The sequence below is a fragment of the Streptomyces cavernae genome (assembly GCF_004023625.1).
Classification (GTDB): domain Bacteria; phylum Actinomycetota; class Actinomycetes; order Streptomycetales; family Streptomycetaceae; genus Streptomyces; species Streptomyces cavernae.
This window is the reverse complement of sequence record NZ_RPDJ01000007.1, coordinates 230829-255981: the sequence shown is the minus strand read 5'-3', so window position 1 is coordinate 255981 and position 25153 is coordinate 230829. Positions and strand designations below refer to the sequence as shown.

Below are 25153 nucleotides of genomic sequence, written 5' to 3'. Positions count from 1 at the left end.
TGAGGTGCCGTCAGACGAGTTCGGTGTTGCCCACGCGAGCGGTCTGGGTCGGTCCGCCGAAGACGGCGGCGGCGCGCTGGGCCGCCGAACGAGGGGTGAGCGTGGGCCCCACGTGGGTGACCAGGAGCCGGCTCGCGCCCTTCGCGTAGGCGCCGGCCTCCTCGGGCGTCAGGTGCACCGGACGTTCGCCGTCGCTATGCCGGTCGACGTCCGCCTCGCAGAGGAACACGTCGGCACCGCGAACGAGTTCGGTGAGCGCGTCGCAGGGTCCGCTGTCCCCCGAGTAGGCGAGGACACTCCCCTCGCACTCGGCGCGCAGCCCGTACGCCTCGGTGTCGTGGTCGACGGCGCGAGAGGTCAGCCGCAGCCCCCAGTGCCGCACCGTGTGGCCGTCGTAGAGCAGTCTGAAGTCGAGGATGCCGCTCAGGAACGACGCGTCCGGCCGTCCGAAGAATCCGGCGAGGCGGCGGGCGCAGTCACGTGGGGCGTAGACGGGGATCGGCAGCGGCGGGGTCAGCCCGCCGAACGCGAATCCGTACACGGCCGCCAGCAGGTCGGCGCTGTGGTCCGCGTGCAGATGGGATATCCAGATCGCCGTGAGCTTCGCGGGATCCGTATGCCGCTGCAACTCGGCGAAGGTTCCGGGCCCGGCGTCCACCCACACCTCCGCTCCCCCGCCGCGCAGCAGATAGCCGGAACAGGGCCGCCCCGGCCGGGGATGCGGGGAGGCGGTGCCAAGGACGGTGAGACTGAGGGGCATGCTCGGGAGCGTACGGTTCGCCCCCTCCGTGCGTCCGTGGTTTGCGGCTCCCTGCACCTGGTGTTAAGGCGGTGTGTTACGCGTTCGGGGCTTTTCCGCGGGCGGAGCGGCGGAGTCGGGGAACGGGCGGGGGCTGTGGGACGCGGGGGACCGAGCCCGGCCCGCCCCCTGTGGCTGCCATCCCGGACCCTACGGCTTCCAACCCGATCCCCTACGGCTTCCAGCCCGGGTCGCGCCCGCTCAGGACGGCTTCCAGCCCGGGTCGCGCCCGCTCAGGCCGACCGCCCGGTCCAGCAGCGGTGCGTCCTCCGGCACCGGTACCACAGGCCCGAACAGGCCCCCACCGCGGTCGGGTTCCTCGGCGGACGCCAGCAGGAACTCGTACGACGCCCGCAGCGCCGCCGCGTCCGGCTCGTACTCCTGCCCGGTCGCCCGGGCGAGGTCCCAGCCGTGGATCACCAGCTCATCGGTGACGACGGCACCGGCGACCGCGCCCGGCAAGGGCACCCCGCCGGCCCGGGTATCCCCGCTCCACGCCGCAGGATCGCGCCAGGCCTCCGCCAGTTCGTCCAGCGCCCTCGGGAGTTCCTCCCGCCAGCCGGGCCCGATGTCCGGCACGGCGGCGGTCGGCGGGGTGTCCGTGGTCTCCCCGAGGTCCTTCCGTCCGGCGTCCCGGAAGGCGACGGCCAGCCCGAGCAGATGCCCGAGCATGTTGCGCACCGCGTATCCCGGGCACGGGGTGGCGCCTCCCAGCCGCTCCTCCGTCACCCCCGCCGCGAGCCGCGCCACTACGCGGGCCTGCGGCCCGAGGTCCAAGGTCTCCAAGATTGTCATGCGGTTCTCCTCTCCTCAGGAGAACAGACCGCCGCATCCCGGAAAACTCATCGCTCACCCGCCGACCCGCGGAATCTCCTCGCCCACCCGCCGAACCGCGGAAACCCGTCACTCACCCGCCGAGCCGCGTCAGCGCAGCGCCTCCCGGACCGCCGCCAGATCCCCGTCCGAGGCCAGCCCGGCGTGGTAGAGCCGTAGCTCCGTCGCGCCCAGCGACACGGCCCGGGCCGTGTCCTGCGCCAGCGTCGCCGGGCTGCCGCCCATTCCCGAGACGACGGTGAAGTTGGCGGCCAGCACCGCGCCCTCGACGCCCTGCTCGGCGAACGGCGTCAGCAGCCCCGGTCCGCCCGTGCAGGGCACGACCACGCCGTCCGCAACGGACAGGATGTGCGCCGGGTCGACCCCGGCGTTGGCCCCGCAGTGGTACGACACGGGGTCCGCGTGCAGCAGCACCTGGAAGCCCTCCGGAGCGGCGGCGCGGACCGCGGCCACGGCCGCCTCCTGGAGCGTACGGGCCGTTTCGTCGCGCCACGCGCGCGTGGCGGCCGCGAGTTCCGCGCCGAGCAGTTTCTCGATCGCCGGCCAGCCCCCGTCGGACGGCTCCCCCTGCCACACGGGTGCCAGCCCGTCCCGGACCGCCGCCGCCAGCTCGTCGGCGTCCAGCCCCCGCTCCTGGTAACCGTCGCGGCAGCTCGCGCAGAAGCACAGCGACATCAGGTACTGCCCGGCGTCCCCGAGGACGACCCCGGCAATCTTGTCGTGGGCGTGCAGGTGCGTGAGTCCGTACCAGCCGAGGGACTCCAGTTCGGTGCCCCGCGCTCCGGGTCGTACGGCCGCCTCGGCGGCGAGGTCGGTCAGGTACGCGCGCGTGCCGGGCTGTGCGATGCACGGCGCCCAGGGGTAGCGGTCGCCGTAGGCGTTCACGACGGAGGTCTCCGGGTGCTCGGCGCCCATGCGGGAGTTGTGGGCGAGCACGACCCAGGTGTGCACCTCCAGACCGGCGTCCGCGAGGGCCGCGGCGGCCTCGCCGAAGGCGTCACCGGGCGCCCAGTCCCCGGCGGCGTAGGGGCGCAGGGTCCGGCCCTCCCAGCGATCGTCCGCCGGGTAGAGGACGGCGGCGTGCTCGGCGGTCACGATGCGGTGCCGGGGGTGACGGGGGGTGAGCGCGCGCGTGGAGTGGTACGCGGCGGCGAGCGTCACCTGCCGTACGCCGAGCGCGGCGATACGCCCGGCGGCGTCCGGGTCGCCGACGACGTCCCAGGGGTAGACGAAGGCGGACGCCTTCAAGCCTTCGCCGGCCGATCCTTCCGCGGCGCTCACACGCCCTCCCGCAGAACCGCGTAGCCCCGCTCCACGAGCTCGGCGAGCTGCTTGACGTGGTCCTCGGAGGGTTCGTGCAGCGGCGGCCGGACCTCCCCGACCTCCAGTCCGCGCAGCCGCACCCCGGCCTTGACCAGCGAGACGGCGTACCCCTTGCCCTTGGCGCGCAGTTCGACGAGCGGCCGGTAGAAGCCGTCGATCAGCCGGTTCACGGTGTCGTCGTCGCCGGAGCCGAGAGCCTTGTGGAAGGCGAGCGCGATCTCCGGGACGAAGCAGAAGACCGCCGACGAGTACAGCGTGATGCCGATGCCGCGGTAGGCGAGCTGGGTCAGTTCGGCGGTGGGCAGGCCGTTGAAGTAGAGGAAGTCACCGGGGGCCTCGCCGCGCTGGGCGCTCACGATCCGCTGCATCAGGTCGAGGTCGCCCACCCCGTCCTTCAGACCGACGATGCCCTCGGTGCGGGCCAGTTCGACGACGGTCTCGGGGGTGAAGACGGCGTTGTCGCGCTGGTAGACGATGACGTCGAGCGAGGTGGCCGCGGCCAGTTCGCGGTAGTGGCCGAGCAGTCCCTCCTGCCCGGCCACCACGAGGTAGGGCGGCATGGCGAGCAGCCCGTCGGCGCCGGCCTCCTCGGCGAGCCGCGCGAAACGCACCGCGAGCGCGGTCCCGTATCCGGCGCCGGCGACCACCGGCACCCGGCCCGCCGTCTCCTCGACGGCCACCCGTACGCAGTCCTGGAACTCCTCGGGCGTCAGCGCGTGGAACTCTCCGGTCCCGCAGCACGCGAAGACGGCAGCCGCCCCCGCCTCCACTCCGCGCCGCACGTGCGCGCGGTACATCTCCAGGTCGACCGCGCCGTCGGGGCCATACGCGGTGACGGGGAAGAACAACGGCCCGCTGGGGTTGCTCAGACGAGTGGCGAGGGGGGCTGGCGTCACGGGCTCTCCCTAGACAGACAGGCGCATGGCACCCGAGTCCTGCGGGCAACACGGCACCCGTGCATGTTTCTGATCGGTGTCCATGTTTCTGAACGCGCCCACGCTAAAACGCCCGCTTGGCCCCGGTCAAGCGCGCAATTCGACAAGACGGCAGCTGATTTCCGGTCAAGAAGGCGGCGACATTCCGGCCGTCGCGGCGCACTTGACGGGCCCGCTCACCCTTACTTAGCGTGTCCACGGATGTGAATGCCGTACACGAATAGGGCTCTCACCGCAACAGGCGACCGGCCTGTCGGGACTGGCCTGTCGCCGACGGTCCCTCGCAACCCGCTCGCCGCAACCTTCGCCGTCGCTTCCCTGGCTCCTCGTAACATCCCGTTCGTCTCGACCCGTTCGTCTCGATCTGCTCGCCACGATCTGCTTGTACGACCTGCTCGTCACGCCCCGCCGGCTACCACCAGCCAGCCACCACCCGCCCGTCACCACCGGCCGTCGCAACCGGCGGCCACCGGCCCCGTACCGAGGAGAACCTCGTATGCCCGCTCCCCGCACCGTCCTGCTCACCGGCGCCGCCGGCGGTCTCGGCACCCTGATGCGGGGCCTGCTGCCCGACTACGGCTACACCTTGCGCCTGTTCGACGTGCAGCCGGTCGAGCCGATCGAGGGCGAGCCGAACACGGGCGAGCCGGACGCCATCACGGCGGACCTGGCGGACAAGGAGGCGCTGCGGGAGGCCGTACGAGGCGTGGACGCGGTTCTCCACCTGGCGGGCATCTCCCTGGAGTCCACGTTCGACAAGATCCTCAAGGCCAACATCCAGGGAACGTACAACCTCTACGAAGCAGCGCGCGCCGAGGGTGTGCGCAGGATCGTGTTCGCCTCCTCCAACCACGCGGTGGGCTTCACCCCGCGCCCGCAGGGCGAGCCGCCCCTGGACCCAGCGCTGCTGATCCCGGTCGACACCCCGCGCCGCCCCGACACCCTCTACGGCCTCTCCAAGTCCTTCGGTGAGGACCTCGCGCAGTTCTACTGGGACAAGCACGGCCTGGAGACCGTCTCGGTCCGCATCGGCTCCTGCTTCCCCGAACCCACCAACGTGCGCATGCTCTCGCTCTGGATGAGCCCCGCCGACGGCGCCCGCCTCTTCCACGCCGCGCTCACCGCCGAGCACGTCGGACACACCGTCGTGTACGGCTCCTCGGCCAACACCCGGCTGTGGTGGGACCTGACGACCGCCCGCGCGCTGGGCTACGAGCCGCAGGACGACTCCGAGGTGTACGCCGAGAAGCTCATCGCCGAGCACGGCGAACTCGACCCGGACAACCCCGACCACGCCTACCTCGGCGGCCACTTCTCCACCAACCCGCCCATCTGGCCGCACTGACCCTCACCCAGGAGCGACCCGCTGGCGGTGGAACTGCTCCACGAAGCCCGAACGGGCAGCGCACGCACAGGTACCCGTGCACGTGTGGGAACGAGGTGATGACCTTGACCGCCGAGGAGCGGCAGCGGGAGATCGTCCAGGCGGCGCGCCGGACGGGCTCGGTCGACGTCTCCGTCCTCGCCTCGGAGCTGGGCGTCGCCAAGGAGACCGTACGGCGCGACCTGCGTGCCCTGGAGGAGCACGGGCTGGTGCGCCGTACCCACGGGGGCGCCTGTCCGGTGGAGAGCTCCGGTTTCGAGACGACCCTCGCCTTCCGCGCCACCAGTCACGTCCCCGAGAAACGCCGGATCGCCGCCGCGGCGGCCGAACTGCTCGGGGACGCCGAGACGGTCTTCGTCGACGAGGGCTTCACCCCACAGCTCATCGCCGAAGCTCTGCCCGAGGACCGGCCGTTGACCGTCGTCACGGCCTCGCTCGCCGTGGCCGGCGCGCTGGCGAAGGTCGACAACGCGACCGTGCTGCTGCTCGGCGGGCGAGTACGGCCGGGCACCCTCGCCACCGTCGACCACTGGACGACGAGGATGCTGACCGGTTTCGTCATCGACCTGGCGTACATCGGCGCCAACGGCATCTCCCGCGAACACGGTCTGACCACCCCCGACCCGGCGGTGGGCGATGTCAAGGCACAGGCGATCCGGGCCTCCCGGCGCACGGTCTTCACCGGAGTGCACACCAAATTCGGCGCCGTCAGCTTCTGCCGGTTCGCCGGCATCGGCGATCTGGAAGCGATCGTCACGAGCACCCTGCTCCCGGCCCCGCAGGCACATCGTTACGCGTTGCAGGGCCCCCAGGTCATCCGCGTCTGACACCAAGATCGCTGGGCCGGGATCGTGGTGGTGCCGCAGGAAAACCGCTGGGGGAATGACGGCCACCCGTCCTAGCATCGCCCCATGCCCCGACCCCACGGCTTCTCCTGGACGGACCGGTCCGACTCGACCGTGACGATCAGCCACCACGGCCGGCCCGTCACGACCCTTCGGGGCGCCCGCGCCGAACAGTTCCGCACCGAGGTGACGACGAGCGACCCGCAGCTCGTCATGGCCCGCTGGACCGGCAACTACAGGCGGGGCAACGAACGCACGGCCCGCAACCATCCCCGGAACAAGCACTGAGCCCCACAGCGCGTTCGGAACGGGGACTCGACCGGGTGGCGTGGTCCGGGCCCCCAGCAGGCAAGCAGGCACTGAAATCGAAATGAGCGGAATCCACCCGTCCTGTGACGGCGCCGGATAGCGTCGCGTTCATGACAGAAGAGCAGTCCTCCGACACCTCGTCCGCCGCAGGGTCCGTCCGCTTGAGACGCATCTCGACCGCCGTCGCGGGGGCGGCGGCCCTGGTGGTCCTGAGCGTCGGCGTGGCCCTCGCGAACAGCGCGGACGACGAACCCGCACCCCCGTCGACCCCGCCGTACTCGACCACGCCGCCCGCCGACGACCCCACACCGGAACCGCCCGACGACCCCGACGGCGGCGGCAGCGGCGGCTCGGGCGGTACAGGCGGCACCGGTGGCACCGATCCGGACCCGAGCCCTCCCGCCACCACCCCGCCGCCCGGGGACCCCGGCCCCCCGCCGTCCACGCCGCCCAGCCCGACCACTCCCCCGGACCTCGCCGACATCAACCGGCGGCTGACGGAACTCGACCGGAAGATCGACCGGCTGGCCACCAAGGAAGACCTCGCCGACGCCCTGCGCGCCATGGCCGACGAGTTGGACCGCTCCTAGACCGAGTTGGACCGTTCCCAGATGAGTCCTGGACGTAGTCCGACCATCCTCAGGGTTTCTTCCCTGGGTCCCCGCCGGGGTGTCGCGCCGCGGACCGGCCCGACACCCCGGGCAAGATCACCGCACCCGGCGGGGTCACCGCACCGGCGGGGTCACCGCACCCGGCGAGGTCACCACACCTCGGCGAGCTCACCCGCACCCCGGCAACGCGCTGAGCGCCCCATTCGCCCCCCGGGTAAGGGAACGGTAAAGCACCCCCACTCGTTACCCCTGGCATGACAGCTATGACCCCCGGCTCGAACATCCCTCTCACCGCCACCCGCGTGGCGGTCGACGTCGCCGCCCCGGTGCGGCTCGACGTATCGGGCCTGCTGCTCACCGCCGACGGCAAGGTGCGCTCCGACGACGACTTCATCTTCTACAACCAGCCCGCGGGCCCCGGCGTGACCTACCGCTCCGGCGGCGGCGCGGCCCCCGACGCGATCACGGTCGACACCGCGGCGGTTCCCCCCGGCATCGAGAAGATCGTCGTCACCGCGAGCCCCGACGCGGCGGGCCAGACTTTCCAGGGCATCGAACCCACCGCGACGATCCGCAACGCGGACGACAACTCCGTCCTGGCCACCTTCACCCCGCCTCAACTCGGCACCGAGACGGCACTGGTGATCGTCGAGATCTATCTCCGCAACGGCGCCTGGAAGGCCCGCGCGGTGGGCCAGGGCTATGCGAACGGCCTGGCGGGCATCGCCACGGACTTCGGCGTCACGGTCGAGGAACCGGCCGCCCCGGCCGCCCCGGCCACGACCGCCGTCCAGCCCCCGGTGACCCCGCCGGCCCCGCCCATGGACCCGCGTGTGGCGGCGCCCCCGGCCCCCGCCGCTCCCCCGGCACCGCCCGCCCCGGCCGCCGCTCCCGGCACCGGGAAGATCAACCTGGACAAGGGCCGGGTGAGCCTCCAGAAGAACCAGACGGTGTCCCTCGTGAAGGGCGGCCGTCCTCTTCTCTCCCAGGTCAAGATGGGTCTGGGCTGGGAGCCCGCGTACCGCGGCAAGGACATCGACCTGGACGCCTCGGTGATCGCCTACGGTCCGCAGCGCAACCACATCGACAGTTGCTACTTCGGCAAGCTGTCCATCGTGAGCGGCGCGATCAAACACTCCGGCGACAACCTCACGGGCGAGGGCGGGGGCGACGACGAGGTGATCACGGTCGACCTCGGCCGTCTCCCGCAGGAGGTGACCGGCCTGGTCTTCACGGTGAACTCCTTCTCGGGCCAGAAGTTCACCGAGGTGGCCAAGGCCTACTGCCGTCTCCTGGACGCCGCCACCGGCGAGGAACTGGTTCGCTTCGACCTCACCAACGCCGAACCCCAGACGGGCGTCATGATGGCCAAGCTGATCAGGCAGTTCTCCGGGGAGTGGGAGATGACGGCGATGGGCGACTTCGTGAAGTCCCGCACGGTGCGGGGCATGGTGAAGCCGGCGGCGCAGTCGCTGTAGGCGACGGGCACCGAAGCCGGCGACGGGCAGGACAACCAGCGACCAACCACGAGCCGGCGAAGAGCAGGAACCAGCGAAGAGCACGAAGCCGGCGCAGAGCAGCCGAGGCGCCCGGTTCAGTCCGGGCGCCCCGCCGTCGGCCGCAACCCGTCCGTCAGCAGAGACAGATACCGGCGGATGCACTCGGCGTTCCCGCCCGACAGTTCCGAGGCGGTGGCAACGCCGTGCACCAACCGCAGCACCTCGATCGGTTCCACGTCCCCGCGGACGGCCCCGTGCCGCTGCGCCGCCTCCACCAACCGGGCCGCCGAGTCCTTCACCGACGTCCCGCACTCGGTGAGCACCGCCGAACCGCCGTCGTCGGTGACCGCCGACCCCAGCAGTGCCTTCAGCGCCCGCACCTGGATCATCCGCTCACCGAGCTCGGCCAGCCACTCCACCAGCGCGTCGCCCGCCGGCAACCTGTCCGCCAGTTCGTGTCCGCGTGCCGCGATCTCCTCGATCCGGTCGGCGTAGACGGCCTCCAGCAGCGCCTGCCGCGTCGGAAAGTGCCGGTACAGCGTCCCCGACCCCACCCCGGCCCGCTTCGCGATGTCGTCCAGGGAGGCCCCCTCCCCATGCTCGGCGAAGGCGACGGCGGCCTCCCTCACCAGCCGCTGGTGGTTCCGCCGAGCGTCGGCCCGCATCGGCCTGCCGGACGCCCCGGGCACGGCCCGGGCACCCGGCACTCCGGCCACGTCCGGCGCTCCGGAAGCGCCGCCCACCCCGGGAGCGCCGACCACCCCCCGCGCAACCCGCACCCCAGCAGCACCGGGCACCCTGTAGGAACCCGGAACCCCAGAAGCGCCTGACACTCCGGAAGCACCGGACACCCCGATTGCGTCAGGCACCCGGGAAACACCCGGCCTGCCCCCCACGTCGGGGCTGGCGGGCAGTCCTCGCGCAGCCGACCCGCTCTCCGCACTTGGCACGCCAGGCGCCCCCGGCACCCGCGTGGCACCTTCCGTTCCCCGCGGGGCCCGCACATCCGGCGAGCCCCGCCCCACTCCCTCAGCCGACCCGCTCTCCGCACTTGGCACGCCAGGCGCCCCCGGCACCCGCGTGGCACCTTCCGTTCCCCGCGGGGCCCGCACATCCGGCGAGCCCCGCCCCACTCCCTCTCCCACCTGCGCTGTCCCGTTCGTCGTGGTCACCGCCCTTCTCAGGGCGGGCGTTCCCGGCCTGCGCCGAGCCTGCGCCGACTGCACTGCCGTCGGCCAGGGCCTGCCTCGTCAACGTAGCCTTCCCCGACGCCCCAGGACACACATCCGGCGCAGACCGCTCAGAACAACGCGCTGTACCCGTTCAACGCGGGCTGCCCGCCCAGATGCGCGTACAGCACCGTCGACTCCTGTCCGATCTCCGCGCGGGAGACGAGGTCGATCAGCCCGGCCATCGACTTGCCCTCATAGACCGGGTCGGTGACCATCCCCTCGGTCCGCGCGGCCAGCCGCATCGCCTCCAGGGTGGTCTCGTCCGGGATGCCGTAGGTACCGGCGTGGTACCGCTCGTCGAGTTCCACATCCGACTCCGTCAACTCACGTTTGACACCGATCAGTTCACCCGTGCGGTGGGCGATCCGGGCGATCTGCTCCCGGGTCCGGGCCGGGGACGCCGACGCGTCGATGCCGAGGACCCGCCGCGGGCGGCCGCCCGCCTCCTCCAGCGCGGCGAACCCGGCGACCATGCCCGCCTGCGTCGAGCCCGTCACCGAGCAGACGATGACGGTGTCGAAGAAGACGCCCAGTTCCCGTTCCTGTTCTGCGACTTCGTAGGCCCAGCGGGCGAAGCCCAGACCGCCGAACCGGTGGTCGGAGGCGCCGGCGGGTATCGCGTACGGCTTGCCGCCCGACTCCTCCACCTCCCTCAGCGCCTGCTCCCAGCTCTCCTTGAACCCGATGCCGAACCCGGCGCGCACCAGCCGTACGTCCGCCCCCGCGAGGCGGCTGATCAGGATGTTGCCGACCTTGTCATAGACGGCGTCCGGCCAGTCCACCCAACTCTCCTGCACAAGCACGCACTTGAGCCCGGCGCGGGCGGCGACGGCGGCGACCTGACGGGTGTGGTTGGACTGCACCCCGCCGATCGAGACGAGTGTGTCGCAGCCCTGGGCGAGCGCGTCGGCGACGAGGTACTCCAGTTTGCGGGTCTTGTTGCCGCCGAACGCGATGCCGGAGTTGCAGTCCTCGCGCTTGGCCCAGAGCGCCGCGCCGCCGAGGTGCCGGGTGAGCCGCTCGAGGGGGTGGACGGGCGAGGGCCCGAAGAGCAGCGGGTAACGCTCGTACGAGGTCAGGGACGGGGCAGCGGACATGGGTTCTCCCTGGTCAGTGGGGCTCTTCGTCGGCGAGTTGCTCGAGGCCCCGCCAGATCTCCGCGGTGACGCGGACCGCCTCGGCCACGTCACCGGCCGCGCAGGCCGCGATCAGCCGCTCGTGCAGTCCGGCCGAACGGCAGTTGCCGCCCTCGCCGAAGCGGCGTCGCTCCAGACGGCGGATGAGGGGGGTGTAGCGGGCGACGGTCGCGGCGGCCGCACGGTTGCCGCTCACTCGTACGAGCACGTCGTGCAGTTCGTCGTCGGCGCCCAGGGCCACGTCCACGTCGCCGGCGCGGACGGCGGCCGCGAACCGGTCGTTGGCGGCGCGCATGGCGTCCACGTCCCGGGGGGCGAGCCGGGGCACGGCGACCCGGGTGGCCAGTTCGTGCATGGCGCCCACCACGGCCGCCGCGTCCCGCACCTCGGCGGCCACGACAGGCGTCACCCGGGTGTAGCTCTGCGGTTTGCTCTCCAGCAGCCCTTCGTCGACGAGCCGTGCGAAGGCATCGCGGACCGGCGCCCGGGACAGCCCGAGCCGCTCCGCGAGATCGGCGTCGCGCACCACCGCACCGGGTTCGATCTCCCCCGCCACGATGGCGTCCCGGATCACCTCGTACGCCCGGTCCCTGAGCAGGGTCCGGCGCACTGGTCGTATGGCCTCCATGCACTGAAATGTTAGATGTCAATCGAGGTGCGGACAAGACCGTGGCCCGCTTCGTCGAAGCGGGCCACGGTTCTCGCCCTGGGTCGGGTCAGACAGCCCACGGCCAGCGGGCGTCCCGTCCGGCCTCCAGCAGGCTCACCACGCGGAAGGCCGCATCGCCGAGGCCGCCGAAGGTGTGGCGGTTCGCCTTGCCCGACGGGCCGTGGCCCGGGCGGTAGCCGGCGAGATTCCAGGTGTAGACCGGCACGGTGGCCGGTACTTGCTCGGTCGGGTCGCCGCGGTGGCTGTACGCCGCCTGCTCGTCGGTGACGATCAGGACCCGGTCGTGCTTCCTGTAGTGCGCCCGCACCGCCTCGGTGGTGTTGGTGCCGCCCAGGTCGCCGAAGCGGCCGAGCACCTTCAGCACCGACTCGCCCTTGCGGTACTTCACACGGCGGCTGCTCGTGCCGAACTCGACGAGGTCGGCGTCCTCGGCCCGCATCGCCAGCGCGGTGCCGAAGATCGCCGCCGCGTCGGCCCGGTTGAGCTCCGAGCGCTCGGACAGTCGCCCCCACATCGAACCGGAGCGGTCCACCAGGATCAGCGAACGTCCGCTCAGCGAGGGCACGTTGGACAGCGAGTGGCCGAGCGCCTGCTCCAGCGGGTACGACCAGCGCAGCGAGGGGGCGTGCTGGTACGCGGCGAGGTAGCGGAACGGGAACTGCCGCGACCGCGCCACCTCGGCCGGGTCGCTGATCCGCGCGGCGACCTGGGCCGCGACCTCGTCCGAGACGCCCGCCTGGTCGAGGTTGCGCAGGTTGCGGACGAGCGCCATGGTGCCCATGGACGGGATCACGGCCTCCCAGGCCGCCTTGTCCATCGGACCCTGCAGCCAGCCGGCGAGCGCCTCCCAGGTGAGGCCCGCCGCCGCGACCCGCTCGGCGCCGCCCTCGGAGGTGACGACCGCGCGCCGCTCGGCGACCGGGAGCCGCATCAACTCGCGGTGCGCGGTGAGCACGGGGCTGGACGCGGGCGGCTCGGCGGTCTCCGGGTGGTGACGCCGGTCGAGCGCGTACTGGAACAGGTCGCCCTGCCACGGCTTGCCGGGGTCGGGCGCGGCGTGCACGAGGTTGAGGATGTCGCCGAAGCGGTAGCCCTTGGACGCGGTGTCGTACTTCAGCAGCGACTTGCCGCTGTAGAGACGCCGTACGGCGTCGGCGACGCCCCGCTTGACCGGCTTGGGGACGGCGCGGCCGTACACCGAGGTCCAGTAGCCGAGCAGTTCGCCCGGCTCGTCCGGGCGCCGCAGCACGGAGGCAATTACCTCACGGTTCGAGGGACCGTCGGTCGCGCCGGCGTCGAGCCGTGCCTTGACGTACTCGGCGGCGCCCACGATGGAGGCGGTCCGCAGGTTTCCCTCGCCGCGCAGCCAGCCGAGCAGGCCGGCGGTCCACGCCGGGTCCTCGACGGCGAGCCCCCGCACGAGCGAGGCGAACCGGTCGTCGCGGTCCGCGCCGGTCTCGTAGAAGGTGTCCTGTGCCACGAAATTGGCGACGGCGAGCAGGAAGAGCTCGGAGCGCGCGTCGCGCTCGTTGCCCCGGCCGCCCTGGTAGGTGCGCAGCCGGCGCCCGGTCGATGTCACGAACGAAGTGCGCTGCGCCTTGCCGGCCTTGGTGTTGAATCGCGCCATGGTGAATTCCCCCGAATTCTCTGCTGGATTTCGAGGGAGGCGCAGCAGAAGGTGGGATGCCCGAGGTCGAAGTCGACTGCGGTGCTTATGACTGGCGCGTCTTCCGTTCCGCCACACCGACCCTGGGTCGATGACGGGATTCGAACCCGTACGGGTTTCCCCACCAGCTCCCGAAGTATCCGCTGCCTGCGCACCGGGCACCCACCATGAGCTGCGCCTCCCGAGATCAAGTCGGCGGCGGCGTGGATTCTTTGGAGTAGAAGTAGCCGCAGCCCGCGCACCGGGAGGTGCATGAACTTGTGATGTCCAGAGTTCGAGGTCGGCGGAACCGACAAAGGTGCTCTGACCCCTGAGCTACACCGGCCTGTGGTACCGGTGGCGGGACTCGAACCCGCGGCCGCCCCATTATCAGTGGAAGTAGGTCCTGCCTTCGCACCTGGACGTGCATCACTTTAGGAGGCGGGCCGCGGGGTGAGCGAACGAATTAATTACCGCTTGTGGCGCTTCCAGGGGCCGGTGATGGCGAACAGGATGCCGGGCTTTTGGATGTTGGCGAACAGCGTCTTCCCGTCGGGCGAGAAGGTGACACCGGCGAACTCGCTGTACTCGGGCTCCTCCTCGGTGCCGACGTTGAGGTCGTTGCGCGCGATCGGGTAGGTGCGGCCGCTGCCGGTGGCGCCGAACAGGTGGGAGACGCCCTCACCGTCCTCGGCGAGGATCAGGCCGCCGTACGGGGAGACGGTGATGTTGTCGGGGCCGTCGAAGGCTCCGTCGACGGAAGGGTCGGGGTTCACGCCGAGGAGGACCTTCAGCGTCAGGGTGCGGCGCTTGGGGTCGTAGAACCAGACCTGGCCGTCGTGCGCGGCGCCCGGGCTCTCCTCACGGGCGTAGGAGGAGACGATGTACGCGCCGCCGTCGCCCCACCACATGCCCTCCAGCTTGCGGGCGCGGGTGACCTCACCGGCCCCGAACTGCTTGCGCACGGCGACGGTCCTGGCGTCGCGGTCGGGGACGTCCACCCAGTCGACTCCGTACACGGTGCCGATCTTCGTGGCGCGGGAGAGGTCGTCGACGAACTTGCCGCCGGAGTCGAAGCACTTGGGCGCCTGGAGGACGCCCGCGTCGTCGGCGAGGGTGCGGAACTTCCCGCGGCCGTGGTGGAAGCCCTTGGGCGGGGTCCAGCGGAAGAAGAGTCCGTTGGGGTTGGAGGCGTCCTCGGTGAGGTAGGCGTGGCCGCGCTTGGGGTCGATGACGACGGCCTCGTGGTCGTAACGGCCGAAGAACTTCAGCGGCTTGGGGTCGTGGTTGGCCCGGCGGTCGATGGGGTCGACCTCGAAGACGTAGCCGTGGTCCTTGGTCATGCCGTTCACGCCGGCCTTGTCGGAGTTCTCCTCGCAGGTGAGCCAGGTACCCCAAGGGGTGCTGCCGCCGGCGCAGTTGGTGGACGTGCCGGCGATGCCGACCCACTCGGCGACGCGGCCGTCGGGGCGCACCTCCACGACCGTGCAGCCGCCGGACGCGGCCGGGTCGTAGACGAGCCCCTCGGTGAGCGGCACGGGGTACTTCCAGTTGGCGCGCGGGCCCTTCAGCTCGTGGTTGTTGACGAGGAGGGTGGTGCCGCGGGGGCCGTCGAAGGTGGCGGTGCCGTCGTGATTGGACGGGGTGAACTCGCCGGACTCCAGCTTGGTCTTGCCGCTGTAGGTGATGACGCGGTACTTGAAGCCGGCGGGCAGGGCGAGGATGCCCTCGGGGTCCGGGATGAGCGGGCCGTAGCCGACGCCGTGCCGGTCCGCGGCGCTGTCGCCCTCGGCGGCGTCCTCGACGTCCGTGGCGGCCAGGGCGTTCGGGGCGGTGGCGAGGACGCCGGCGCTGCCGGCCAGGGCGACACCGGCACCGGTGATCGCGGACCGTCTGGTGAAGTCCCTGCGGGTGAGCGACATGCTGTCTCCTGTGACCTGGTGAGGAGCCCTGATGACCGTGGAGGGCGGCGTCCCGACGTTCCGCCACACGCTCGCGCGCGCCCTTGAACACCACTTGAACACAGGCCGACGTCCAGGAACCGCCTTCCGAACACCTGCCGCACCCGCGGCCCCGCCGGCGGCGAACGCCGGTTCCGCGGCTCACGCTCTCACCCCGGGTGCTGCGACCGCGCCTTGAACGCCGCCTTACGGGCCTCCTTGGCCACCTTCTTGTCAGGATGCAACCGCCCCATGGCCTCCAGGACGTCCGGCGTGGCCGGATGCTCCACCCGCCACGCGGCGGCGAAGAACCCGCTGTGCTGCCGAGCCAACCCCTCCACCAGCGCCTGCAACTCCTCGGAGTTCCCCTCCGCGGCCAACTGCGCGGCCAGCGTGTCTATGGTCAGCCAGAACACCATCTCCTGCGGAGGCGCGGGCACGTCAGCGGCGCCCCGCTCCGCCAGCCACACCCGGGCCAGCCCGCCGAGTTCGGCGTCGTCGAGCACCTCCCGCAGCGCGGGCTCCACCTCCGCGCCGAGCAGCGACAGCGCCTGCTGACAGCGCAGCCGCCGCAGCGGCGCCCCGGGGTCCGAGCCCCGCGCGGCGGCCAGCAACTCCCGTGCCGCGGCCAGTGGTTCACGCCGCGCCAGCCACTGCTCCGTCTCGGCCCGCGCCGCCCCCGGGGGAAAGGCCGACGTCCCGTCGAGCAGCGCGTCGGCACCTTTGTCGGCGAGGTCCCCGACCGCCGGGGCCGACGCCCCGGCCTCCAGCAGCCGCGCCCGTACCCCGTAGAGCCCGAGCGGGGTCAGCCGCACCATCCCGTACCGCGACACATCGGTTTCGTCGACGGGGGCCGCCGACTCCTCGTCGGCGTCCGCCATCAGTGCCTCGTCCACCGGCTGGTACTCCACGAGTCCCACCGGTTCCAGCAGCCGGAACTGGTCGTCGAGCCGCATCATCGCGTCCGACACCTGCTCCAGTATGTCGTTGGTGGGCTCCCCCATGTCGTCGGGCACGATCATCGACGCGGCGAGCGCGGGCAACGGCACCGTGCCGTCCCGCGGTCCGTCCTCGCTGACGGTGAGGAGGTAGAGGTTGCCGAGCACTCCGTCGAGGAACTCGGTCTCCGCCGCGGGGTTCCAGTCGAGTCGCGAGAGGTCGACCGCGCCGCCGTCGTCCATGGCGTCCACGAGGTCTTCGAGGTCGGGCACCCCGGCGTCGGCGAGCACCGCGTCCAGTGCCCCGAGCCAGAGCGTGAGCACGTCGTGCGGCCCGCCGGCGGTGATCAGGCGCAGGTCGTCGCCGGCGGCGACGGTGCCCTCCTCCTCGTCGACCACGTCGACGAGCCCGACCTCGAGGGCGATCCGCCACGCCTCGCCGGCGTACGCCGCCGCGTCCTCGCCGGACAGCTCCAGCTCACGGGCGGCCTGGGGCAGCTGCTCCTCGACGAGTTCGCCGTCCGCCTCGACGCGGGTCGCGGGACCGGCCCAGCGTGCCAGCCGTACCGCCCGGGAGAGGAGCGGTGTGCCGAGGGCGTCCCGTGCGAGTTCCGCTTCGGAGCGCAGCCGTACCGGCGGCAGGGGGGAGCTGGCTGACATCGGCGTGGTTCTCCTCAGGTCCGCTTCTCAGCCGCTCAGCCTAGACGGATTTCACCCCATGCCGCCCAGTTCATCTGTCCGCCCGCGGCCGTACATGGCCGAAACCTTGACAACTCCCGTGGCCACACACGAGATTGACGCGCGTAGAAACGCGCGGGTAACCACCCGGCCGTAATCTACGCGCGTCGGCACAACGGACTCAGCCGACGCACCTGCACCACAAAGCCCGCATGTTCTGCCGGCACGCGGCACTGCGCAGCACAGCAACACCGCCGACGGCACAGCCGGCGCCGTCAGCGCTCCCGGCCCAGCCCACCCGGCAGGACAGCACCACAGAGCAACCAGCACAGCAGCACAGAGCACCAGCACAGAGCACCAGCACAGCAAGTCCGACAGAGACCGCCCGCCGGTTTCGCGCTCCCCCCACCGCACCACCCCGTACCGGCTTCCACGCACGCCCCGGAGGGATTCCGTTGCCGAGCAAGTCTTCCGCGCGCATCGCCGCGCTCACCGTCGCCGCCGTGTGCTCCACCGTCTCCACGGTGGTGCTCACCTCCCCCGCCCACGCGGACGCGGTGCGCATCCACGACATCCAGGGCACCACGCGCATATCCCCGCTGGCGGGCCAGCAGGTCACGGATGTGGCCGGAATCGTCACCGGGGTACGGACGTACGGCTCGTCCAGAGGCTTCTGGATCCAGGACCCGGACCCGGACGCCGACCCGGCCACCAGCGAGGGCGTCTTCGTCTTCACCGGTGCCACGCCCAAGGTCGCGGTCGGCGACTCGGTGAAGGTCACGGGCACGGTGACGGAGTTCGTGCCCGGCGGCGCCTCCACCGGCAACCAGTCGCTCACGGAGATCACCCGCGCGACCGTTACGGTGGTGTCGAACGGCAACTCCGTCCCGGCGGCCGCCCTCGTCAACTCCCGTTCGGTTCCCGACGCTTACGCCCCGGTCGGTGACCCGGCGGCGGGCGGTTCGGTCAACGGGCTGCCGTTGCGGCCGCGCAAGTACGCCCTGGACTACTACGAGTCCCTGGAGGGCATGAACGTCCGCGTCGGCTCCTCCCGCGTGGTCACGGCCACCGACCCGTTCACCGAACTGTGGGTCACGGTCAAGCCGTTCGAGAACCCCAACCGCCGCGGCGGCACGGTCTACGGCTCGTACACCTCGCAGAACACCGGCCGGCTGCAGATCCAGTCGCTGGGCGCGGCCGCGGACTTCCCGCAGGCGAATGTCGGTGACACGCTCGCCGGAACGACCGAAGGCCCCCTGGACTACACCCAGTTCGGGGGCTACACGCTCGTCGCCGCCAAGCTCGGCACGCTCGAGAAGGGTGGCCTGGAGCGCGAGACGACCCGCAAGCAGTCACGGCGCGAACTGGCGGTCGCCACATACAACGTCGAGAACCTCGACCCGGGCGACACCACCTTCGACGCGCACGCCGCCGCGATCGTGAAGAACCTGCAGTCGCCGGACATCGTGTCCCTGGAGGAGATCCAGGACAACAACGGCACCAAGAACGACGGTACGGTCGCCGCCGACCAGACCATGACCAAGCTGGTCGACGCGATCGTCGCGGCGGGCGGCCCTGAGTACGACTGGCGCTCGATCGACCCGGTCAACAACGCGGACGGCGGCCAGCCCGGCGGCAACATCCGCCAGGTGTTCCTCTTCAACCCCGAGCGAGTCTCGTTCACCGACCGCGCGGGCGGCGACGCCACCACCGCCACGGGTGTGACGAAGGAGAAGGGCAAGGCGGCGCTGACGGTCTCCCCGGGCCGTGTCGACCCGGCGGACTCCGCCTGGGCCGACAGCCGCAAGCCGCTCGTGGGCGAGTTCGTCTTCCGCGGCAAGACCGTCTTCGTGATCGCCAACCACTTCGCGTCCAAGAACGGCGACCAGTCGCTGCACTCCCAGTACCAGCCGCCGGCCCGCAGCACGGAGACCCAGCGCCATCTGCAGGCGACCGAGCTGAACTCCTTCGTCAAGGACATCCTGAAGGTCCAGAAGAACGCCGACGTCGTCGCGCTCGGCGACATGAACGACTTCGAGTTCTCCGAGACCACCGAGCTGCTGGAGGACGACGGCGCGCTCTGGGCGGCGATCAAGTCCCTGCCGAGGAGCGAGCGTTACACCTACGACTTCCAGGGCAACAGCCAGGTCCTGGACCAGATCCTGATCAGCCCGTCGATCCGGCGCGACTGCGACTTCGCCTACGACAGCGTGCACATCAACGCCGAGTTCTCCGACCAGATCAGCGACCACGACCCCCAGGTGCTCCGCTTCCGGCCGTAGCACTCATCCACGCGTGCCCGAGCCCGGCCCTCTGGACCGAGGGCCGGGCTCCTCGCTCGCCTCAGGCCGCGAAGACGCCCTCCAGCCAGCCCTGCCAGGCGAGTTCGTTGCGCTTGGCATCGGCGCCGGGCGCGAAGTCGTGGACGCTGACGCCGACCGGGGCGCCCCAGTGGTTGCGTCCGAAGAACCGGATGAGCGCGTCGTCGGTGCGCAGCCCGATGAAGTAGGGGTTGCGGTAGTCGACGACGGCGTCCAGCTCCTGCCCTTCCGGACCGCGGACCCGCACGCTCGACCCCTCCGCGGTGGTGTCCCCGAGGCCGAGTGCCCGGCCGACGGCGGCGAACGCGTCGGAACCCTTGGACGCCTCGGGCCCGTCGAAGGTCGCGAAGGCCACGGGCCGGGCCGCGAACCGCGTCAGGTACTCCCGCAGGGTGTGCAGGTAGAAGTCGGTGTGCTTGCCGGCGCCGTCGTACTGGTTGTCCCAGTCGTCGACGAAGATGCCGCTGTGGACGTAGCGCACCCAGGCGCGGCGTCCGTCGTCGCGCGGCTCGACGGTGTAGTCGAGCTGGTTGAGGGTCTGCTCGGCGATCCCCTCGACGTCCGCGACACGATTGGTGTAGTGGTGCGGCGGATCCCAGGCGATGACCTCGGATCCGAAGGGTCCCTTGCCGCCCACGCGCGGCTCGGGGGGATCCATCGGCCACAGCCAGCCGCCGGTTCCGCTGGTGAAGGCGTCCCACACCTGTTCGGGTGTGGCGTCGACCTCGAACTCGCGGGCGATCTCGAATTCCTTGGACATGTTGTGCTCCTGGGCGTTCAGGTAGGTCTGACTGGGCGTGTCATTCGGTGAGTTCACCGGCCTCGGGCCGCGCGGCCCGAGGTGCGTCGGTGTGTGGCTCGCCGGTAGGGGACCCGTCGGTGTGGGACCCGTCGACCGGGGCCTTGAGCGTGGGATGAACGGCGACGACGATCCGGTGGCCGCGGCCGCCCTCGGCGTCGGGCGCGTCGTACTTGCGGATGAGCGCGCTCACGCCCGCCGTCAGCTCCGTGATGAACGCGGCCCGGTCGGCGGCGGAGGCGAAGGTCACCTCGCCGTCCAGCGCGTAGGTCGCGAGCCGCTTGCGGGCCTTGGCGGCACCGGTGATGAGCGAGCCGACGTCCCGCACCAGCCGGGCGCCGAGCGCAAGCAGCCAGCGCGCCGAGAGCTGGTCGCGGAATCGGTCCGGGTCGGGCTGCACGGAGGCGAGCGCGAGCGGCGAGATCACGTACGACGCGGCCGTCGCCCGCATCAGCCGCTCGGTGACGTTGCCCTTGCGCCGCTCCCCGGCCAGCTCGATCAGGCCGTGCCGCTCCAGCGCCTTGAGGTGGTAGTTCACCTTCTGCCGGGGCAACCCGACCTGACCGGCCAGCATGGCCGCCGACGCGGGGCCGGCCGCCAGCTCGGCGAGCAGCCTGGCGCGTATCGGGTCCAGCGAGACGGCGGCTGCCGCCGCGTCCTCGATCACGGTCACGTCCAACATGAGTCCACCGTCTCACCGAAAACTTTTTTTGTCCAGACGGTTGGAATTTTCGGTCCTACGAGTGCGCCGGGCGCGGTGTGTCGGCGGGGCTCCTCGGGACCAGGCCGAGGGCATGCGTGCACCGGCTGACGGTGCTGCCCTTCAGTCCCGGCCAGGTCTGCACCCGCTCCCACAGGGCCGTGGCCGAGCCGACCCCCTCTCCGGGTGCGGCCATGGCCTCGGCATGGGCCCGGGCGCTCTCCCACTCGGCGTTCCTTCAACCTCAACCAAGATTCAGGTCAACTACGGGGTTCGGCCCGGGGAATCGGGAGACTCGCCAGGTCATGGACGAGAGCCGACCCGCTCAGGAGTCGAACGGATTGTCCGAGAAGGACAGTCCGACCGCATTACCGGCGCGTAGTTGGCGGGCGGTGCTGCGCCGTACGGTGAGGGAGTTCCGCGACGACGAACTTCCCGACCGCGCGGCCGCGTTGACCTACTACGGGGTGCTGTCGATCTTTCCGGCGCTGCTGGTGATGGTGTCCCTGGTGGGCGTCGCCGGACAGCGACTGACGGACGAACTCCTGGACAACATAGGCCAGTTGGCGCCCGGTCCGGCCCGGGAGATCCTGCGGGAGGCGGTGGTGCAGCTGGGCGGGACCGGTGGTACCGGCGGGGTGCTGGCGATCGCGGGACTGCTGCTGGCGCTGTGGTCGTCCTCCGGCTACGTCGCCGCGTTCATCCGCACCTCGAACGCCGTGTACGACCTGCCGGAGGGGCGCCCGGTCTGGAAGCTCACACCGCTGAGGCTGCTGCTGACGGTCGCGCTGATGCTGATGCTCGCGGCGAGCGCACTGATCGTGGTGTTCACCGGGCCGCTGGCGGTACGGGCCGGGACGGCCCTCGGTGCGGGCGACGCCGCGGTGGCGGTGTGGTCGGTCGCGAAGTGGCCGGTGCTGCTGCTCCTGGTGATGCTGGTGATCGGGTTGCTGTTCTGGGCGGCCCCCAACGTCCGCGGCCGGGGTTTCCGCTGGGTGAGCCCCGGGAGCCTGGTCGCCACGCTCATCTGGCTCGCCGCCTCCGTGGGCTTCGCCGTCTACGCCGCGAACTTCGGCTCGTTCAACAAGGCGTACGGCACGCTGGCCGGCGGGATCGTCTTCCTGGTCTGGCTCTGGCTCACCAATCTGGCGATCCTGCTGGGCCTGGAGTTCGACGCCGAGCTGGCCCGCGAACGGGCGATCACCGACGGCCTGCCGGCCACGGAGGAGCCGTACGTGGAGCCCCGGGACACCCGGAAGTGGCCACCTCGGCTGCGGACCCGGGTGCGGATGCGGGTGCGGCCGGGGACCGATACGGGACTGACGATGCGGGATTGACCGATACGGGTTTGTGGGGGCGGAGCCTCAGGTGTACGGGACTGTGGGGGCGGAGCCCTCAGCAGGCGCGGGACGGGTGGTCGGCGTGGAGCGGGCCGCGCCGGCGCACATCCTGCTGACAGCCCACGACACTCCCCACAGGCCCACATGCCTGCGAACAACCCGAGTCCCTCCCACAGGCCCACATGCCTGCTGACAACCCAAGTCACTCCCACGAGCGCACATGCCTGCCGGCATCTCACGTCACCCTCACCGGCACACAAGTGTGCGGACAACCCGCGGCACCCTCCTCGGCGCACAAGTGTGCGGGGCCCATCGAAGGACCCCGCACACCCGCCGCCACACGCTCAGCGCCGCCCGAGCCTCCACCACAGCACCACCACGACCACCCCGGCACCGGCCAGCGCGGCCACCCGCCGGTGGCGCCCGGCGGCCTGGACCACGGCCGGCGTGGCACGACGCACCGGCTCGGGCACGTTGTCCCGGGCGGCGTCCCGGGCGGTGTGTCCCGCGTCCGACGCCCGTCCCTGCATGACGTGCCCGGCCTGCGCCGCCTTGTCCTGCACCGCATGGGTCGCCTGGGCGGCCGTGCTGCGCAGTTGGACCCGCATGGCCCCGGCGCGGTCCCGCAGGTCGGCGGCGCGGGCCCGGGCGCGGCCCTTCACATCCGCCTTGGCGGCCAGCTCTTCGACGGTGTCGCCGAGCTGCCTTCTGGTCTGCTCGATCTGGCGGCGCAGTTCGTCCGGCCCCTTGGCGCCGGAGGCCGCGGTCGCGTCCGTCCTGTCACTCATCGGTGCGCCCTCTCCTTGATCTCGTCCACGTCGGCCCTGACGCTGCCCAAAGTCCGTTCGGGCAGGGGTGGCACCGCCCGGCGCAGTTGCTTGCGCCCGACCACGCCCAGCACGGCCGCGACGGCGAACAGCACACCCGTCACGATGAGTGCCGAAGCCCATACCGACAGCACCAGGGAGAGCGCGGCGATCCCTGCGGCGGCCAGAGCCATCAGGCCGACGTACGCGACGGCACCCGACGCACCGAGCAGACCACCGCCACGCCCTGCGCGACGCCCCTTCTCGGCCAGTTCCAGCTTGGCAAGGGTCACTTCCTGTCGGACGAGCTGCGAGAGCTGTTCGGTCGCCTGACCGACGAGCTCTCCCACGGAATGGTGCTCGCTCGGCGCACGCCCGCGGTCCATGGTCCCGGTCACGGTGTCCCGCCTCCTCTCACTTCGAGCCCCCCGAGTACCCGGCCCGGCCCGCGTTACCCCTGCTCGCGGGGGCCCGCCCCGGGCTCTCCTAGCCGCGCCAGCTGGCTCTGGAACCAGTCCAGTCGCGCCTGCAACAGCGCCGCTTCCGCGACCAGTTCGGGCACGGAGAGCTCACCGGTCTCGGGCGTCGTCGTGGTCCCCTGTGCGGCCCGTACCCGCAGCCCCTCGCCCGCCAGCCGTGCGAAGGAAGCGAGCGACATCGACGTACGGCCGCGTACACATCCGGCGCAGGCACCCGCGAGGGCGCGCCAGCCGGGTCTGCCCCAGCCTGCGTCGGCCAGTGCCACGGCCGTCCCCCCGCAGACGCAAGGGCCCACGGTCGCGGTGCGCACCCGCTGGCGGGCATACCGGAACCCGCGCTCGAAGCGGATGTACGCGCCGAGCACGCTCACCTCCAGGAGCGCCGCCGCCCGGTGCTCGCCGGTGCACAGCAGCCCCTCGGCCTCGGCACGGTCGTGCACGCAGTGGAAGCCGCAGTCGCACCGCCGGTGCGGGGCCCGGTGCCGTCGGCCGTAGACGCAGCGCGCCTCGTCCAGCACTCCGTACGGCAGCGCGCCGCCGAGCGACACACCGGTGAACCCGGCCCGAGCGCCGTCCTGGGACAGCACCGGGTGGGCGATCTTGTATCCGGTCGGCGGCTCCGTCGGGCGTTCCTCGGGGAGCCGCATCCTCATCGGACGGCCGGCACCTCGGCCTGCGGCTCCAACTCCTCGGTCTCCGCCTCGAGTCGGTCCTCGATCTCTTCCTCGGACGAGCGTACGGACTCCTCCGCCACTCCGGTCGCCAGTGCCTTGCCCAGCCTCATGACGCCTCCCGTGACCTGAAGGTCGGTTACCCGCTCATGGTGCCGCATGGCCGCCGAGTTGGCACCAGGGCGTCGATGTGCCGACACCTATTCCGTAGCGCAGCTGATAAATACCTCGTAGAAAAATTAAGTGGAGCTACACAGTCGCTCCGCGGAGACTACCCGCATGAGTACTCCTCCCTTCGGCCGCGCCCTCTGCGCGATGGTCACGCCCTTCACCCGGGACGGCGGCCTGGATCTCGACGGAGCACAGCGGCTGGCCGGGCGGCTCGTCGACGAGGGCTGCGACGGGCTGGTTCTGTCCGGCACCACCGGCGAGTCCCCGACCACCACCGACGCGGAGAAGTCCGACCTGGTGCGCGCGGTCACCGAAGCGGTCGGCGACCGGGCCGCGGTCGTGGCGGGCATCGGCACCGCCGACACCCGCCACAGCATCGAGTTGGCGCAGGCGGCCGAAAAGGCGGGCGCGGACGGCCTGTTGGCGGTCACGCCGTACTACAGTCGGCCGCCGCAGGACGCGGTCGAGGCCCACTTCCGCGATATCGCCGACGCCTCCGGGCTGCCGCTGATGCTGTACGACATCCCCGGCCGCACCGCCACCCGGATCGAGCCGGAGACCATGATCCGCCTGTCCGGCCATCCCCGGATCGTGGCGGTGAAGGACTGCGCCTACGACCTGCTCGGCACCCAGAAGGTGCTGTCCCGCACGGAGTTGGCGTACTACACGGGCTGCGACGAGTACGTCCTGGCGCTGTACGCGATCGGCGGAGCGGGCTATGTGTCGACCGTCGCGAACGTGACTCCCCGTCAGTTCCGTGCGGTGCTGGACGCTTTCGACGCGGGCGACACCGCCGGGGCCCGGCAGTTGATGCACCGCACCCTGCGCCTGACCGAACTGATGATGGCCTCGGGCCTGCCCGGCACGGTCACCGCCAAGGCGCTGCTGAAGGCGCTGGGCCTGCCGGGCGGCCCGGTCCGCCCGCCGCTGCGTCCCGCCGGCCGGGAGACGGCGGACGGGCTGCTGGCCGCGTACGAGGAGCTGGCCGGCACCGGGTGAAGGTCGTCCTTCTCGCCCTGCGGACCGACAGCTTTCCGCGGCCCGCAGGGCGTGATGTTCGCCGGCATCCCGGCGGTGAGCGGATGACG

General features: G+C 71.5%; 24 protein-coding genes and 1 pseudogene. 8 read left to right on the top strand and 17 right to left on the bottom strand.

The features are described from left to right. Window positions 1–10: 10 nt before the first annotated feature. The 4 genes from EF387_RS19610 to EF387_RS19595 all read right to left on the bottom strand — a co-directional run bounded on the left by EF387_RS19610 (window position 11) and on the right by EF387_RS19595 (window position 3852). On the bottom strand, window positions 11–760 hold the full coding sequence (locus EF387_RS19610) for an MBL fold metallo-hydrolase (protein ID WP_128377873.1): 750 nt from the start codon (window positions 758–760) through the stop codon (window positions 11–13). Window positions 761–1000: 240 nt separating this feature from the next. Further along, window positions 1001–1594, bottom strand: a complete 594-nt coding sequence (locus EF387_RS19605) for a TIGR03086 family metal-binding protein (RefSeq protein WP_128377872.1) — start codon at window positions 1592–1594, stop codon at window positions 1001–1003. 129 nt (window positions 1595–1723) lie between these two features. Continuing rightward, a complete protein-coding gene (locus EF387_RS19600; protein WP_128377992.1) occupies window positions 1724–2881 on the bottom strand; it encodes a hypothetical protein in 1158 nt (385 codons plus the stop codon). A gap of 29 nt (window positions 2882–2910) precedes the next feature. Next, window positions 2911–3852, bottom strand: coding sequence for a 5-dehydro-4-deoxyglucarate dehydratase (locus EF387_RS19595; protein WP_128377871.1), 942 nt, complete (start codon window positions 3850–3852; stop codon window positions 2911–2913). A gap of 535 nt (window positions 3853–4387) precedes the next feature. On the opposite strand from EF387_RS19595, the gene EF387_RS19590 reads away from it, so the two are divergent. The 5 genes from EF387_RS19590 (at window position 4388) to EF387_RS19570 (ending at window position 8518) form a co-directional block, all read left to right on the top strand. Beyond that, on the top strand, window positions 4388–5236 hold the full coding sequence (locus tag EF387_RS19590; RefSeq protein ID WP_128377870.1) for an NAD-dependent epimerase/dehydratase family protein: 849 nt from the start codon (window positions 4388–4390) through the stop codon (window positions 5234–5236). 98 nt (window positions 5237–5334) lie between these two features. Then, window positions 5335–6102: a DeoR/GlpR family DNA-binding transcription regulator gene (locus EF387_RS19585; RefSeq protein ID WP_202918315.1), complete on the top strand. Its 768-nt coding sequence runs from the start codon at window positions 5335–5337 to the stop codon at window positions 6100–6102. A gap of 84 nt (window positions 6103–6186) precedes the next feature. After that, window positions 6187–6408 carry a hypothetical protein gene (locus EF387_RS19580; protein WP_128377868.1) on the top strand — a complete coding sequence of 74 codons (222 nt, stop codon included), beginning with the start codon at window positions 6187–6189 and terminating at the stop codon, window positions 6406–6408. A 131-nt stretch (window positions 6409–6539) separates the two neighbouring features. Continuing rightward, window positions 6540–7019: a hypothetical protein gene (locus tag EF387_RS19575; RefSeq protein WP_128377867.1), complete on the top strand. Its 480-nt coding sequence runs from the start codon at window positions 6540–6542 to the stop codon at window positions 7017–7019. A gap of 284 nt (window positions 7020–7303) precedes the next feature. Beyond that, complete coding sequence (locus EF387_RS19570) at window positions 7304–8518, top strand: TerD family protein (protein ID WP_128377866.1); 1215 nt, start codon at window positions 7304–7306, stop codon at window positions 8516–8518. Between the two features lie 116 nt (window positions 8519–8634). Here EF387_RS19570 and EF387_RS19565 read toward each other — a convergent pair whose 3' ends face one another. From EF387_RS19565 to EF387_RS19535, 6 genes are all read right to left on the bottom strand, one after another. Continuing rightward, window positions 8635–9204 (bottom strand): TetR/AcrR family transcriptional regulator, encoded by a 570-nt coding sequence (locus EF387_RS19565; RefSeq protein ID WP_128377991.1) that lies wholly within the window; start codon window positions 9202–9204, stop codon window positions 8635–8637. Between the two features lie 635 nt (window positions 9205–9839). Beyond that, window positions 9840–10868 (bottom strand): 1-aminocyclopropane-1-carboxylate deaminase, encoded by a 1029-nt coding sequence (locus tag EF387_RS19560; protein ID WP_128377865.1) that lies wholly within the window; start codon window positions 10866–10868, stop codon window positions 9840–9842. A gap of 13 nt (window positions 10869–10881) precedes the next feature. Beyond that, window positions 10882–11535, bottom strand: coding sequence for a GntR family transcriptional regulator (locus tag EF387_RS19555; RefSeq protein ID WP_128377864.1), 654 nt, complete (start codon window positions 11533–11535; stop codon window positions 10882–10884). An 88-nt stretch (window positions 11536–11623) separates the two neighbouring features. Further along, window positions 11624–13204: a TROVE domain-containing protein gene (locus tag EF387_RS19550; protein ID WP_128377863.1), complete on the bottom strand. Its 1581-nt coding sequence runs from the start codon at window positions 13202–13204 to the stop codon at window positions 11624–11626. Window positions 13205–13692: 488 nt separating this feature from the next. Continuing rightward, window positions 13693–15144 carry an alkaline phosphatase PhoX gene (locus tag EF387_RS19540; protein WP_128377862.1) on the bottom strand — a complete coding sequence of 484 codons (1452 nt, stop codon included), beginning with the start codon at window positions 15142–15144 and terminating at the stop codon, window positions 13693–13695. 188 nt (window positions 15145–15332) lie between these two features. Beyond that, the gene (locus EF387_RS19535; RefSeq protein WP_128377861.1) at window positions 15333–16760 is read right to left on the bottom strand and encodes a hypothetical protein; all 1428 of its coding nucleotides are present in this window, start codon (window positions 16758–16760) and stop codon (window positions 15333–15335) included. 473 nt (window positions 16761–17233) lie between these two features. Here EF387_RS19535 and EF387_RS19530 point away from each other — a divergent pair, with 473 nt between their 5' ends. Further along, window positions 17234–19060: an endonuclease/exonuclease/phosphatase family protein gene (locus tag EF387_RS19530; RefSeq protein WP_128377860.1), complete on the top strand. Its 1827-nt coding sequence runs from the start codon at window positions 17234–17236 to the stop codon at window positions 19058–19060. 61 nt (window positions 19061–19121) lie between these two features. Here EF387_RS19530 and EF387_RS19525 read toward each other — a convergent pair whose 3' ends face one another. The 3 genes and pseudogenes from EF387_RS19525 to EF387_RS19515 form a co-directional block, all read right to left on the bottom strand. Next, entirely contained in the window at window positions 19122–19859 is a 738-nt protein-coding gene (locus tag EF387_RS19525; RefSeq protein WP_128377859.1) for an SRPBCC family protein, read from the bottom strand. A 40-nt stretch (window positions 19860–19899) separates the two neighbouring features. Further along, window positions 19900–20580, bottom strand: a complete 681-nt coding sequence (locus EF387_RS19520) for an ArsR/SmtB family transcription factor (protein ID WP_238431594.1) — start codon at window positions 20578–20580, stop codon at window positions 19900–19902. A 55-nt stretch (window positions 20581–20635) separates the two neighbouring features. After that, window positions 20636–20830: pseudogene (locus tag EF387_RS19515) on the bottom strand (hypothetical protein); the annotation flags it as partial. Window positions 20831–20903: 73 nt separating this feature from the next. Here EF387_RS19515 and EF387_RS19510 point away from each other — a divergent pair. Beyond that, window positions 20904–21935 carry a YihY/virulence factor BrkB family protein gene (locus EF387_RS19510; RefSeq protein WP_128377858.1) on the top strand — a complete coding sequence of 344 codons (1032 nt, stop codon included), beginning with the start codon at window positions 20904–20906 and terminating at the stop codon, window positions 21933–21935. 347 nt (window positions 21936–22282) lie between these two features. Here the strand turns inward: EF387_RS19510 and EF387_RS19505 are convergent, their stop codons facing one another. The 4 genes from EF387_RS19505 to EF387_RS49440 are packed head-to-tail and all read right to left on the bottom strand — an operon-like array spanning window position 22283 to window position 24007. Then, a complete protein-coding gene (locus EF387_RS19505) occupies window positions 22283–22726 on the bottom strand; it encodes a DUF3618 domain-containing protein (protein ID WP_128377857.1) in 444 nt (147 codons plus the stop codon). Then, window positions 22723–23142, bottom strand: coding sequence for a phage holin family protein (locus EF387_RS19500; RefSeq protein ID WP_420802596.1), 420 nt, complete (start codon window positions 23140–23142; stop codon window positions 22723–22725). The genes EF387_RS19505 and EF387_RS19500 overlap by 4 nt, the downstream gene beginning before the upstream one ends. A 53-nt stretch (window positions 23143–23195) precedes the next feature. After that, window positions 23196–23876 carry a hypothetical protein gene (locus EF387_RS19495; RefSeq protein WP_128377856.1) on the bottom strand — a complete coding sequence of 227 codons (681 nt, stop codon included), beginning with the start codon at window positions 23874–23876 and terminating at the stop codon, window positions 23196–23198. Beyond that, on the bottom strand, window positions 23873–24007 hold the full coding sequence (locus tag EF387_RS49440) for a hypothetical protein (protein WP_274388947.1): 135 nt from the start codon (window positions 24005–24007) through the stop codon (window positions 23873–23875). The genes EF387_RS19495 and EF387_RS49440 overlap by 4 nt, the downstream gene beginning before the upstream one ends. A 166-nt stretch (window positions 24008–24173) precedes the next feature. Here EF387_RS49440 and dapA point away from each other — a divergent pair, with 166 nt between their 5' ends. Continuing rightward, a complete protein-coding gene (gene dapA, locus EF387_RS19490) occupies window positions 24174–25064 on the top strand; it encodes a 4-hydroxy-tetrahydrodipicolinate synthase (RefSeq protein WP_162467166.1) in 891 nt (296 codons plus the stop codon). Window positions 25065–25153: the final 89 nt, after the last annotated feature.